The organism is Acidovorax sp. GW835-FHT14B10 (assembly GCF_058793725.1).
Map to the genome: position 1 here is coordinate 1 of NZ_JBXAGC010000014.1, position 12,301 is coordinate 12,301.

Genomic DNA, 12,301 nt, shown 5'->3' on the forward strand with positions numbered 1-12,301 from the left:
CAGACCGTGGTGGATGCAATCCGATAAGAGCGTGGCACTTCGAGTGCGCTAAACCGATAGGACATTCACCAGCGAATCCCATCAGGGACCGTGGCCCCGGCCACAGCAAGTCCGGATATACGGGTGCAATCTCTACCGTCTTGACTTCAGTGAGTGAGGGCTTGGCTTATTCGGGGCGTCCATATAAGGCTCCAAGGTCAAGGCATCACTTTTTCAAGGAGATTGCGATGCCTGTCATTCTGTGGTTGCTTGGTGTGCCGCTGTCGATCGTGCTGTTGCTGATGCTGTTTGGCGTGTTCTGAACACGCACCGGGGCGCCGGTCGGCAGCGCCCCGCCCGATCAGCGCAGTTCGGAGCCCGGATCGCGCCCCATCAGCAGGCCTACGGCATCGGCCGGGGCCAGGCGGCCATCGAGCAGCGCCACCACCGCCTGGGTGATGGGCATGTCCACACCGAGCCCGGCCGCGCGCTGGGCCACGGTGCGGGCGCAGTACACGCCCTCGGCCACATGGCCCAGGGAATCCACCGCCTGCTGCAGGCTCTGCCCCTGCGCCAGCAGCAAGCCCACCCGGCGATTGCGTGACAGGTCGCCCGTGGCCGTGAGCACCAGGTCGCCCATGCCCGACAGCCCCATGAAGGTGTCGGGCCGTGCGCCCAGCGCCACGCCCAGGCGCGTCATTTCGGCCAGGCCGCGCGTGATGAGGGCCGCGCGCGCATTCAGCCCCAGGTTCAGCCCATCGCACAGGCCGGTGGCAATGGCCAGCACGTTTTTCACCGCACCGCCCACTTCCACGCCCACGATATCGTCGTTGGCATACACCCGCAGGCTGGGGCTGTGAAAGGCGGTCACCAGCGCATCACGCACCACGGCGTGCCGGCTGGCCGCCACCAGCGCCGTGGGCTGGCCACGCGCCACCTCTTGTGCAAAGCTGGGGCCGCTGAGCACGCCCGCTATTAAATCAGGAGCTTCCTGCACGCACACCTCGTGCGCCAGCAGCCCAAATGCCCCGGCATCAGCGGATGCCACCGCTTCAAAGCCCTTGCACAGCCAGGCCACGGGGGCCTGGCAGCCGCGCAGGGCCCGCAGCATGGCGCGCAACGCCGCCATGGGCGTGGCCACGATGACCAGATCGGCCGCCCGCGCCAGCGCCAGCGGGTCGGCACCCGATACCGCGAGCGCCGGGGGAAAAGCAATGCCCGGCAGGTAGCGCGCATTCTGGCGCTGCACCTGCATGTCGGCCACCTGCCGGCCATCGCGCGCCCACAAGGTGACGGCGTGACCGCCCGGTTGCTGGGCAGCCCCCATGGCCAGTGCCGTGCCCCAGGCACCGGCACCAAGTACGACTATTTTCATAGCTGCTTGCGCTTATGCATCAAGCGCCAGAGACCACAATGGCCTCTGAACCGCATCACTGGGTGATGATGGGCGAAGGTTCGCCGGCGGCCTGGGCCTGCTGCTGCTCGTACATGGCCTGGAAGTTGATTTCTGCCAGGTGCACGGGCGGGAAGCCCGCGCGGTTCACGATGTCGGCCACGTTGCCGCGCAGGTAGGGGTACACGATCTGCGGGCAGGCGATGCCCATGATGGGGCCCATCTGGTCTTCGGGGATGTTGCGGATCTCGAAAATGCCGGCCTGCTTGGCCTCGACCAGGAACACGGTTTTGTCCTTGACCTTGGTCTGCACCGTGGCGGTGACGGCCACTTCAAAGATGCCTTCGGCCACGGGGGTGGCTTCCACGCCGAGCTGGATGTCCACGCTGGGCTGCTCCTGTTCAAGCAGGATGCCAGGCGAATTGGGCTGCTCCAGGGACATGTCCTTGAGGTAGACGCGCTGGATCTGGAACACGGGGTTTTCTTGATCGGCCATGGTGAAGTCTCTCTGCTCTAACAAAATTTCAGCAAAACAAAACCCGCCGGGGAGCAGCTCCCGCAGCGGGCACATGGGGTTGCATTATGCAGCGCCCGGGCAGCCGATCAGGCAGCGCCCAGCAGGGGCATCAGCCCGCCGCGGCCGTCGAGCGCCACCAGATCGTCGTGCCCACCCACATGGGTGTCACCGATGAAGATCTGCGGCACCGTGCGGCGGCCGGTGATCTCCATCATGTGGCTGCGTGCTGCGGGGTCGGTGTCGATGCGGACCTCTTCGATCTGCTCGACGCCCTTGGCCTTGAGTATCTGCTTGGCGCGGACGCAATAGGGGCAGACGGCGGTGGTGTACATCTTTACGGGTTGCATGGCGGTCCTTCCTGTTTTTTTCCTGTAGGGCAACAAAACCAGTCGAAAGCCTGTCGGCCATCGCATAGCTGGGGGCAATTCAGGATTTTTCTACCGGCAGACTGGCCTCGCGCCAGGCCTTGAGGCCGCCGGCCATGGCCTGGGCATTGTCGTAGCCGAGCTTCTTGGCCATGGCCACGGCACGGTGGGCGCGGGCGCCACTGGCACACACCAGCACCAGCGGCAGGGCCTTGTTCTTCACCAGCGTGGGCAGGCGCTCTTCGAGCTGGCCCAGCGGCGCATTCTTGGCACCGCCCACATGGCCGGCAGCGAACTCTTCGGCCTCGCACACGTCGATGACCACGGCTTTCTCCCGGTTGATGAGCTGCACGGCCCGTGCGGGCGTGAGCGATCCACCACTGGCGCTCTTGAGCAGCGGCCACAGCAGCATGCTGCCCGAAGCGAGTGCCACGAGGACCAGATACCAGTTATCGATAACGAATTTCACGAAGATTCCTTGGGTTGGCAAACCGCGTAATTCTAAAATGTATGGTTTTGACCCGCTTTCCCTAGGGACACCATGCACAAACTCGTTCTGATCCGACACGGCGAATCCACCTGGAACCTTGAAAACCGCTTCACCGGCTGGACAGACGTTGACCTCACGCCCACCGGGGTGTCGCAGGCCATGTCCGCCGGCAAACTGCTCAAGGCCGAAGGCTACGAATTCGACCTGGCGTTCACCAGCGTGCTCAAGCGCGCCATCCACACCCTGTGGTACACGCTGGACGAAATGGACTGCACCTGGCTGCCCGTGGTCAAGGACTGGCGCCTGAACGAGCGCCACTACGGCGCCCTGCAGGGCCTGAACAAGGCCGACATGGCCAAGCAGTACGGCGACGAGCAGGTGCTGGTGTGGCGCCGCAGCTATGACACGCCCCCGCCAGCGCTGGAAGCCACCGACCCCCGCAGCGAGCGCGGCGACCGCCGCTACGCCGGTGTGGCGGCCGACAACGTGCCCCTGACCGAGTGCCTGAAAGACACCGTGGCCCGCGTGCTGCCGTTCTGGAACGAGGCCATGGCGCCCGCCATCCGCTCGGGCAAACGGGTGGTGGTGGCGGCGCACGGCAACTCCATCCGTGCGCTGGTGAAGTACCTGGACAACATCTCCGAGACCGACATCGTGGGCCTGAACATTCCCAACGGGATTCCGCTGGTATATGAGCTGGACGCCGACCTCCAGCCCATCCGCCACTACTATCTGGGCGATGCCGAGGCCGCTGCCAGGGCCGCGGCCGCCGTGGCTTCACAGGGCAAAGCGTAAAGCCGGGCCAAAACCTGCAAAATCCTGCGAAAGCAAGTGCCCGCACGGAACTGCAGCGGGCGCGGCCCTTCCAAGTTGTATATTGAAACGAAGCGGTAAAGGTGTTCTATGGGCCACAAACTCAAAATTGCAGGGTGGGTGTCAATCGGCGTGGTGGCTGGAGCGCTGACCACGGTGTCCCTGCAGACGGTGGCGCGCGGCGCCATGGCGCCTCTGCCGCTGGAAGAAATCCAGCAGCTGTCCGCCGTGTTCGGCCTGGTCAAGACCGATTACGTCGAACCGGTGGATGACAAAAAGCTCATCACCGACGCCATCTCGGGCATGGTCGCCAGCCTGGACCCGCACTCGCAGTATTTCGACAAGAAGTCCTTCAAGGAATTCCGCGAAGGCACCTCGGGCCGTTTTGTGGGCGTGGGCATAGAGATCACACAGGAAGATGGCCTGATCAAGATCGTCTCGCCCATCGAGGGCTCTCCTGCCTTTCGCGCCGGGCTCAAGACCAACGACCTGATCACCAAGATCGACGAAACCGCCGTCAAGGGCCTGTCGCTCAACGACGCCGTCAAGAAGATGCGCGGCGAGCCCGCCACCAAGGTCACGCTCACCATCTTCCGCAAGGACGAAAGCCGCACCTTCCCCGTGACCATCACGCGCGAAGAAATCAAGACCCAGTCGGTCAAGGGCAAGCTCATCGAGCCGGGCTACGGCTGGGTGCGGCTGTCGCAGTTCCAGGAACGCACGGTGGATGACTTCGTGCGCAAGGTCGAGGAAATCTACAAGCAGGACCCGCAGCTCAAGGGCCTGGTGCTGGACCTGCGCAACGACCCCGGGGGCCTGCTCGATGCGGCCGTCGCCATCTCGGCAGCGTTCCTGCCGGCCAACGTCACCGTGGTCAGCACCGACGGCCAGCTGGCCGAGAGCAAGGCCACCTACAAGGCCACGCCCGAGTTCTACCAGCGCCGCGGCAGCAGCGATCCGCTCAAGCGGTTGCCCGCAGCGCTCAAGACGGTGCCGCTGATCGTGCTGGTGAACGAGGGCTCCGCCTCGGCCAGCGAGATCGTGGCCGGCGCGCTGCAGGACCACAAGCGTGCCACCATCATGGGCAGCCAGACCTTCGGCAAGGGCTCGGTACAGACCGTACGCCCCCTGGGTCCGGACACCGGCCTCAAGCTCACCACGGCCCGCTACTACACACCGAGCGGCAAGTCGATCCAGGCCAAGGGCATCGTGCCCGACGTGATGATCGATGAGTCGGAAGAAGGCAATGTGTTTGCGGCGCTGCGCATGCGCGAGGCCGATCTCGACAAGCACCTGGGCAGCGGCCAGGGCGAGGAACAAAAGGATGAGGCCCGCGAAAAGGCCCGCGAAGAAGCCCGCAAGCGCCTGGAGGAAGAAGCGAAGAAACCGGTGGCGGAACGCAAGATCCCCGAGTTCGGCACCGACAAGGACTTCCAGCTGACGCAGGCCCTGAACCAGTTCAAGGGCCGCCCCGTGCTGGTCAGCAAGACACTGACCGAGCGCAAGGAAGAAAAGAAAGAGAACTGAGACAGTTCTGCTGCCACCGAGGCCGGGTTGCCCACGGAGCCCGGCCTTTTTCACGCGCCACGCTCCTGCCCACACCATGACCGATGAACAGCTCCTGCGCTACTCCCGCCACATCCTGCTCGACGAGGTGGGCATCGAAGGACAGGAGCGCATCCTGGCCAGCCATGCCCTGATCATCGGCGCGGGTGGCCTGGGCTCGCCGGCAGCGCTGTTCCTCGGATCGGCCGGTGTCGGGCACATCACGCTGGTCGATAACGATGTGGTGGACCTGACCAACCTGCAGCGCCAGATTGCCCACACCACCGCCCGCGTGGGACAGCCCAAGGTGGCGTCGGCGGCACAGGCCGTCACGGCCATCAACCCGGAGGTTCGGGTCACGGCGCTGCAGGCACGCGCGGATGCCGCCCTGCTCGACACGCTGGTGCCGCAGGCCACCGTGGTGCTGGACTGCAGCGACAACTACGCCACGCGCCACGCGGTCAACGCCGCCTGCGTGCGGCATGGCAAGCCCCTGGTGGCCGGTGCGGTGATTCGCTTTGATGGCCAGATCACCGTGGTGGACCCGCGCGATGCGCACTCGCCATGCTATGCCTGCGTGTTCCCGCCCGAAGCCGCTTTCGAAGAGGTGCAATGCTCGACCATGGGGGTGTTTGCACCGCTGGTTGGCGTGGTGGGGGCCATGCAGGCCGCCGAGGCGCTGAAACTGCTGTCCGGCGCGGGACCCTCGCTGGCGGGGCGCCTGCTCATGCTCGATGGTCGCGCCATGGAGTGGAGCACCATGCACCTGAACCGGCACCCCCACTGCCCGGTGTGTGCAGCGTTGAAGTAAGAAACGTCCTACGCCCTCAGCCTGTGGCCGCTGGCAGAATTGCCGCACCGCCCCCGTTAAATTAAGGCACGACGCCGGCACATCCGCACCGGTCGCACCCCATGGATCAGGCTGTGAAACTGCGTACCTACATTGTTGAAGACAACGCCACGATTCGGGAGAATCTGATCGGAACGCTGGAGGAACTCGCCTGCGTGGAGGCGGTCGGCGCCAGCGCCACCGAAGACGAAGGCAAGGAGTGGCTGACCGCCCACAGCGCTCAGTGGGATCTGGCGATCGTGGATCTATTCCTGCGCCAGGGCAGTGGCCTCGGCGTGCTGGCGGCATGCCGGGCCCGCCAGCCGGGCCAGAAAATGGTGGTCCTGAGCAACTACGCCACCCCCGATGTGCGCATGCGCTGCGCGCAGCTTGGCGTGGATGCGGTGTTCGACAAGTCCAACGAAATCGACGCCCTGGTGGACTACTGCATCGAGCACAGCAGCAAGGCACAAAGCGCAGCGGACCAGCCGCCCCGGCCGGACATGCCGTGAAACCCCTTGCCCTGCGCAAACCGTGCCGGGGCGACGTTGACAAGGCACAGCCACCGCAGGACCAGTGCTGCCCACGCAGCCAACGGGGCCGGGGGACCCGCCCTTCAGTCGATCAGCCGGTTTTTCAGCGCGTAATAGGTCAGGTCGCTGTTGGACGACAGCACCATCTTTTCCATGAGCCGCGTGCGGTAGGTGCTCACGGTCTTCACGCTCAGCGACAAGTCCTTGGCGATGTCTCCGGCGGTCTCGCCCTTGGCCAGTTTCAGGAACACCTGGAATTCCCGCTCCGACAACTGCTCATGCGGCGGCACATCGTCCTTGCGGTTCAGTTGCTGCGCCAGCAACTCGGCAACGGCGGGCGTGAGATAGCGCCGCCCCAGCGCAATGGTGCGAATGGCCTCGACGATCTCGGAAGGCTCGCACTCCTTGTTGAGGTAACCACTGGCACCCTGGCGGATCAGGTTGATGGCGTAATGCTCTTCGGGATAGCCACTCAGGATGAGAATGCCCATGTCGGGCGCCTTCGCCCGCAGCATGGCCAGCGCATCCAGTCCGCTCTGACCCGGCATGGACAGGTCCATCAGCAACACGTCTATTTCATGGTTGCGCACGAGATCGATGGCCTCGCGGCCGTTGCCCGCCTCGCCCTCCACGCGAAAGTCGACATGCTCCGACAAAAACTGCCGCAGCCCGGTCCGAACAATCGCATGGTCATCCACAATGCCGATCTTGATCATGAGCTTCTTTCAGGAAGTGGCCATGCCATCTCCAGGTCGTTGTTGTTGCACAGGCTTGCGCCGCCATCTGCACCGCAGGCGACAGCGTAGCAGTTCCCCGCGATTATCCGAGCACCCCGCATGACGTTCAAAGAAAACTCCCGGCACTGGCTCAGAAAAAGCCGCACGATGGCCATCAGCCTGCCTTTTGCCTTGCTGGCTGCGCTGGTGCTGATCGGCATCAACGAAGCCGGGCACATGCGCTCGCAGGAAGCCGTGGAAGCCATGAACGAAGGGCAGCAGACCCGCAATGCGGTCAACCGCCTGCTGCAAAGCATGCTGGACGCCGAAACCGGTCAGCGCGGCTACCTGCTGACCGGCAACGAAACCTACCTCGAACCCTATGACAAGGCAGTTGTCACGGTGCAGACCAATCTGGACGAGTTGCGCAACCGGTATCTGAAGTCACCCAATGAACTGCAGCAGTTTGCCCACCTGTCGCGCGAGGTTTCACGCAAGCTGGCCGAGATGGAGCTGAGCGTGCGCCTGCGCCGGCAGGGCAACGAGGATGCCTGGAAATTCATCCTGTTCACCGACGTGGGCAAGGAGCACATGGAGTCGATCCGCAAACAGGCCCATGCGTTGATCGATCGCAGTGCCCAGAGGGTGCAAGAGAGCCGCCGCCAGATTGTGCAATCGCTGATGCTGTCGCGCATCGGCATTGCGACCGTGACATCCATCGGCCTGCTGGCGTTCTACATGTACCTGCGCCAGGCCCGCACCCTGCAACAGGTGAACCAGCGCGAACAGGAAGTGCTGGAGCGTGAGCGGGAGCGGCTCGAAGGCCTGGTCCGCGCGCGCACCGCCTCGCTGTCCGAGCTGGCCAGCCACCTGCAGCAGGTGCGCGAAGACGAACGTGGCTACCTGGCGCGCGAGCTGCACGACGAACTGGGCGCCTTGCTGACCGCCGCCAAGCTCGACGTCGCCCGGCTCAAGTCGAAGATCGACCACCAGGCCCCCGAAGTTGCCGAGCGCCTCCGGCACCTGACCGAAACGCTCAACAGCGGCATTGCCCTCAAGCGCCGCATCATCGAGGACCTGCGCCCCTCCTCGCTGTCCAACCTGGGGCTGGCGACGGCCCTTGAAATCCTGACCCGCGAACATGCCGAGACCGCCGGGATCGAGATCGAGACCAACCTGGAGTCCGTGCAGCTGACCGAGGCCACCCAGCTGACGGTCTACCGGCTGGTGCAGGAAGCCCTCACCAACATCAGCAAGTACGCCAAGGCCACCAAGGTGCTGGTGACCGTGCACAACCACCCCACCCATGTGACGGTGCAGGTGCGCGACGATGGCGCAGGCTTCGACCCCGCCAGCGTGGGCATTGCGTCGCATGGACTGACCGGCATGCGCCATCGGGTGGAGGCCGCAGGCGGGCGGCTGACCCTCACCTCCCGCCCGGGCAACGGCACCCTGGTGTCGGCCGTTCTGCCCAAGTCCCGCTGACTCCACCCGCACCCCGGCATGCTGCGGCCTGCGCGGGGCGTTCAGGCAGGGTGGCACCGTCGGCTGTGTCCTACAAGGCGGCCCTCCTGGCGCCGACAAGGGGGAGCGCCAGCCACCGGCATGCGCAGCGGCCCGCTCTGCCTACAGTACATCCCAGGCGCTCAATTCCTGGCGCCACCTCACCTACGGCAACACCGACCTTCAAGGAGATGGAAATGCTGCACTACGCCGTTGTCTTTCTGGTTATCGCGCTCATCGCCGCTGTGTTCGGCTTTGGCGGCATTGCGGCAGGCGCCGTAGGCATCGCCAAGATCCTGTTCTTTGTGTTCGTGATCATGGCCATCGTGACGTTCGTGCTGGGCCTGCTGAAAAAGGGCTGATCCCCGCGCCCCACCGCCCTGCGACAGCCATTGTGTTCCCCAACCCTTTACATCTTCGGAGAGAACCCATGAATACCGAATCCACCACGACCAAAGTTGCAGACGGGGCGCGCAGTCTCGCCGATAACGTGCTGCAAAGCGCCCAGGACGCCGTACAGACGACACGCGACAAAGCCAGGGAATCCCTGGACAAGGCCGAATCCGGTGTGCGCGAACTGCGCCGTGAAGCCAGCCCGGTCATCGATGATCTGGCCGCCCGCGCCCACGACCTGGCCACGCGCAGCATCGATTTCTGCGCCGAGAGCAGTGCCCGCGCCCGCCACCAGGTTCGGCAGGCCGCTGACGCCACCACACGCTATGTCACGCAGCAGCCGGGCAAGTCCGTGGCCATTGCCGCCGCTGCTGGCGCTGCCGTGACAGCCGCTGTGCTGCTGATGTCACGCCGCCGCAACCCCTGAACGACCACGGAGCTTTTCGCCCCATGGAAAGTGTCTCCATGAAAAAACTCAGCCCTCTACCCTCCCATGCGACCGGCATGGAACTGGACGAAGCAGCCCTGAAAGCCGCGGCCACCAGCCACCTGGATGACGGGGCGGTCACACCCGCGTTCAGCCAGCATCGCGACGACATCGTGCGCCTGCTCAACGACGCGCTGGCAACCGAGCTGGTCTGCGTGCTGCGCTACAAGCGCCACCACTTCACCGCCCACGGCATGGCCTCGCCCGCCATTGCGGCGGAGTTCATGGTGCACGCCACCGAAGAAGCAACCCACGCCGATCTGATCGCCCGGCGCATCGTGCAGCTGGGGGGCGAGCCCGACTTTGCGCCCGACACCCTGCTCGCCCGCAGCCATGCCGACTACGACACCTCGTCGGACCTCAAGGCCATGGTGAAGGCCAACCTGGTGGCTGAACGCATTGCCGTGGAGGCCTACCGCCAGATGATTGCATTGATTGGTGACAAAGACCCCACCACCAAGCGCATGCTCGAAGGCATACTGGCCGACGAAGAAGAGCATGCCGATGAACTCAAGGATTTGCTGGAAACCTAGCCCGTTTCAGCGCCACGACAGCCAGCCGGTCACGGAGGGTGCAACAAGCCGGCAAGCTGTGATTTTCCCTCGCACCCGCGTCTCCACTCTTTGAAGGAATACACCATGAAATACGCACGTGCCCTTGCCCTTGCCGCAGCCACAGCCATCACCGTCGTCACCGCCACGGGCTGCGCAGTGGCGCGCAACCAGCAAACCGCTGGCGCTTACATCGACGATGCGGGCATCACCACAGCCGTCAAGGCCAAGATGGCGGAAGACAAAACGGTGTCCGCCACCGCCATCAGCGTCGAAACGCTCAACGGCACGGTTCAGCTGTCGGGTTTTGCCAAATCGCAGGCCGAGAAGAACCAGGCAGAAGCCATTGCCCGCAACACCAAGAACGTCAAGGAAGTGCGCAACAGCATTGTTGTGCGCCCCTGAGCGTTCGCGCACGATCCTGTCGGTAGCGGCGCAAGCCGTGCGGCGGGGCGTGGCAGGAAAAGGGCACAAGCGCCGAACCAGATGGTTTGGCGCTTGTGCCCTTTTTGACTGGCCGCCACGCTTTCTCTTTTGCCCGCGGTGCGCCGGGCCGCAGGGGGTTAAGCTGCAACACCATGCGGGTATTCAATTGCGACCATTGCGGTCATCTGGTTTTTTTTGACAGCGTGCAGTGCATGCATTGCGGCAGCACGCTCGCCTTTGTGCCCGAGCTGCTCTGCATGGCGGCGTTGGCCCCGGCCCCGCAGGACGGGCCGGACCTGTGGCGCCGCATGGGGCTGCGCGGCAGTGCGGACTGCAGCGGGCGGCTCTATCGCCTGTGCGGCAACCACACCGCCTACAACGCCTGCAATTTCGCCCTGCCAGCCCATGATTTCTCCCCGCTGTGTGTGTCGTGCCGCCAGACGCGCGTGCTGCCTGATCTCTCCGAACCCGCCAACCTGGGCCGATGGAAGCAGATCGAAGCGGCCAAGCGCCAGCTTTTCTACACGCTGGCCCGCCTGGGGCTGGAACCCGCACCGGGCCGATCCGGGCCGGTGTTCGAGTTTCTGGCGGACTGGCCCGGCGGTCCGCCCGTCCTCACCGGCCACCACGGCGGCACCATCACCCTCAACGTAGCCGAAGCCGACGACGGCGAGCGCGCGCAGCGGCGCGTGGCGCTGGGCGAGCCCTACCGCACCCTGATTGGCCACCTGCGCCATGAATCGGGCCATTTCTACTGGGACCAGCTGGTGCGCGACGGCCATTGCCTGGAGGCTTTTCGCAGCCTGTTTGGCGATGAGCGCCTCGATTACGCCGCCGCCCTGGGTGCCCACTATGCCAAAGACAACGACGCGGGCGACTGGCGTCCGCACCATGTCAGCAGCTACGCGGCCTCGCACCCCTGGGAAGACTGGGCCGAAACCTGGGCGCATTACCTGCACATGGTGGACCTGCTCGAAACGGCGGCCAGTTACCAGACCAGCCTGTCCGTGCCCGACCCGCACGCAACCCAGCGCCACCAGGTGACCGACCCCTTTGCCGACCCGCGACCCGCGTTTGACGACATGGTGCGCCAGTGGGTGCCCTTGACCCTGCTGCTCAACAGCCTGAACCGCAGCCTGGGGCAGAGCGACGCCTACCCCTTTGCCCTGTCCCCCGGCGCGCTGCGCAAGCTGCGCTTTGTGCACGACATGCTGGTGCGAACCACCGCAGGCTGAAACTCTCAGCCTCTCAGCCTCTCAGGCCGACGCTGAACGTTGGAGCTTGCGCATCAGTTGCCCGTGCACACCGGGCGAGACGAACTGCGCCACGTCGCCGCCCAGCGTGGCAATTTCGCGCACCAGCGTGCTGCTGATGAACTGGTGCTGGCTGCTGGGGGTGAGGAACACCGTCTCGATGCGCGGCACCAGTGCGCGGTTCATGCCAGCCAGCTGGAATTCATAGTCGAAATCGGTGCCCGAGCGCAGGCCGCGCAGCATGGCCGTGCCGCCGCGCGCAGCGGTGAACTCAGTCACCAGGCCATCAAAGGGCTCGACGCTCACCTGCGGGCAGTCGCGCAGCGCCTCGCGCGCCATGTCCATGCGCTCGTCCAGGCTGAACAGGGTCTTTTTGTGGTGGGCAATGGCCACGGCCACGATCACCCGGTCGAACAGCTGCGCCGCGCGGCGCACCAGGTCTTCATGGCCCAGCGTGAGGGGATCGAAGGTTCCGGGGTAGATGGCGAGCACGTTGTGGGCCATGGGC

At 64.8% G+C, this 12,301-nt stretch carries 17 protein-coding genes; 11 read left to right on the plus strand and 6 right to left on the minus strand.

The window, feature by feature from the left end:
• Positions 1-302: hypothetical protein (locus tag AC1Q5S_RS12170; protein WP_492238943.1), on the plus strand; the 302-nt coding region annotated here is incomplete at its 5' end.
• A gap of 38 nt (positions 303-340) precedes the next feature.
• Here the strand turns inward: AC1Q5S_RS12170 and AC1Q5S_RS12175 are convergent.
• The 4 genes from AC1Q5S_RS12175 to AC1Q5S_RS12190 all read right to left on the minus strand — a co-directional run bounded on the left by AC1Q5S_RS12175 (position 341) and on the right by AC1Q5S_RS12190 (position 2,723).
• On the minus strand, positions 341-1,354 hold the full coding sequence (locus AC1Q5S_RS12175; RefSeq protein WP_422202784.1) for an NAD(P)H-dependent glycerol-3-phosphate dehydrogenase: 1,014 nt from the start codon (positions 1,352-1,354) through the stop codon (positions 341-343).
• Positions 1,355-1,409: 55 nt separating this feature from the next.
• Positions 1,410-1,868, minus strand: a complete 459-nt coding sequence (gene secB / locus AC1Q5S_RS12180) for a protein-export chaperone SecB (protein WP_026434713.1) — start codon at positions 1,866-1,868, stop codon at positions 1,410-1,412.
• A 107-nt stretch (positions 1,869-1,975) separates the two neighbouring features.
• Positions 1,976-2,236, minus strand: coding sequence for a glutaredoxin 3 (gene grxC / locus AC1Q5S_RS12185; protein WP_092696856.1), 261 nt, complete (start codon positions 2,234-2,236; stop codon positions 1,976-1,978).
• A 79-nt stretch (positions 2,237-2,315) separates the two neighbouring features.
• Positions 2,316-2,723, minus strand: a complete 408-nt coding sequence (locus AC1Q5S_RS12190; RefSeq protein WP_303835436.1) for a rhodanese-like domain-containing protein — start codon at positions 2,721-2,723, stop codon at positions 2,316-2,318.
• A gap of 72 nt (positions 2,724-2,795) precedes the next feature.
• Here AC1Q5S_RS12190 and gpmA point away from each other — a divergent pair, with 72 nt between their 5' ends.
• From gpmA to AC1Q5S_RS12210, 4 genes are all read left to right on the plus strand, one after another.
• Complete coding sequence (gene gpmA / locus AC1Q5S_RS12195; protein WP_303835434.1) at positions 2,796-3,539, plus strand: 2,3-diphosphoglycerate-dependent phosphoglycerate mutase; 744 nt, start codon at positions 2,796-2,798, stop codon at positions 3,537-3,539.
• A 108-nt stretch (positions 3,540-3,647) separates the two neighbouring features.
• On the plus strand, positions 3,648-5,084 hold the full coding sequence (locus AC1Q5S_RS12200) for a S41 family peptidase (RefSeq protein ID WP_303835432.1): 1,437 nt from the start codon (positions 3,648-3,650) through the stop codon (positions 5,082-5,084).
• A gap of 76 nt (positions 5,085-5,160) precedes the next feature.
• A complete protein-coding gene (locus AC1Q5S_RS12205) occupies positions 5,161-5,913 on the plus strand; it encodes a HesA/MoeB/ThiF family protein (RefSeq protein WP_422202785.1) in 753 nt (250 codons plus the stop codon).
• A 113-nt stretch (positions 5,914-6,026) separates the two neighbouring features.
• Positions 6,027-6,443 (plus strand): response regulator, encoded by a 417-nt coding sequence (locus AC1Q5S_RS12210; RefSeq protein WP_422202786.1) that lies wholly within the window; start codon positions 6,027-6,029, stop codon positions 6,441-6,443.
• 104 nt (positions 6,444-6,547) lie between these two features.
• Here the strand turns inward: AC1Q5S_RS12210 and AC1Q5S_RS12215 are convergent, their stop codons facing one another.
• The gene (locus tag AC1Q5S_RS12215; RefSeq protein WP_303835408.1) at positions 6,548-7,180 is read right to left on the minus strand and encodes a response regulator; all 633 of its coding nucleotides are present in this window, start codon (positions 7,178-7,180) and stop codon (positions 6,548-6,550) included.
• A 120-nt stretch (positions 7,181-7,300) separates the two neighbouring features.
• Between AC1Q5S_RS12215 and AC1Q5S_RS12220 the strand changes: the two genes are divergently transcribed.
• The 6 genes from AC1Q5S_RS12220 to AC1Q5S_RS12245 all read left to right on the plus strand — a co-directional run bounded on the left by AC1Q5S_RS12220 (position 7,301) and on the right by AC1Q5S_RS12245 (position 11,775).
• On the plus strand, positions 7,301-8,665 hold the full coding sequence (locus tag AC1Q5S_RS12220; RefSeq protein WP_303835406.1) for a sensor histidine kinase: 1,365 nt from the start codon (positions 7,301-7,303) through the stop codon (positions 8,663-8,665).
• A 215-nt stretch (positions 8,666-8,880) separates the two neighbouring features.
• The gene (locus tag AC1Q5S_RS12225) at positions 8,881-9,045 is read left to right on the plus strand and encodes a DUF1328 domain-containing protein (protein ID WP_092696998.1); all 165 of its coding nucleotides are present in this window, start codon (positions 8,881-8,883) and stop codon (positions 9,043-9,045) included.
• A 68-nt stretch (positions 9,046-9,113) separates the two neighbouring features.
• Positions 9,114-9,503 carry a hypothetical protein gene (locus AC1Q5S_RS12230; protein WP_303835403.1) on the plus strand — a complete coding sequence of 130 codons (390 nt, stop codon included), beginning with the start codon at positions 9,114-9,116 and terminating at the stop codon, positions 9,501-9,503.
• A gap of 38 nt (positions 9,504-9,541) precedes the next feature.
• The gene (locus tag AC1Q5S_RS12235) at positions 9,542-10,096 is read left to right on the plus strand and encodes a ferritin-like domain-containing protein (protein ID WP_422202787.1); all 555 of its coding nucleotides are present in this window, start codon (positions 9,542-9,544) and stop codon (positions 10,094-10,096) included.
• A gap of 105 nt (positions 10,097-10,201) precedes the next feature.
• Positions 10,202-10,519: a BON domain-containing protein gene (locus AC1Q5S_RS12240; protein WP_303835399.1), complete on the plus strand. Its 318-nt coding sequence runs from the start codon at positions 10,202-10,204 to the stop codon at positions 10,517-10,519.
• A 173-nt stretch (positions 10,520-10,692) separates the two neighbouring features.
• On the plus strand, positions 10,693-11,775 hold the full coding sequence (locus AC1Q5S_RS12245) for a zinc-binding metallopeptidase family protein (protein WP_303835397.1): 1,083 nt from the start codon (positions 10,693-10,695) through the stop codon (positions 11,773-11,775).
• A gap of 21 nt (positions 11,776-11,796) precedes the next feature.
• Here the strand turns inward: AC1Q5S_RS12245 and coaD are convergent, their stop codons facing one another.
• Positions 11,797-12,297 (minus strand): pantetheine-phosphate adenylyltransferase, encoded by a 501-nt coding sequence (gene coaD, locus AC1Q5S_RS12250; RefSeq protein WP_303835395.1) that lies wholly within the window; start codon positions 12,295-12,297, stop codon positions 11,797-11,799.
• Between the last annotated feature and the right edge of the window lie 4 nt (positions 12,298-12,301).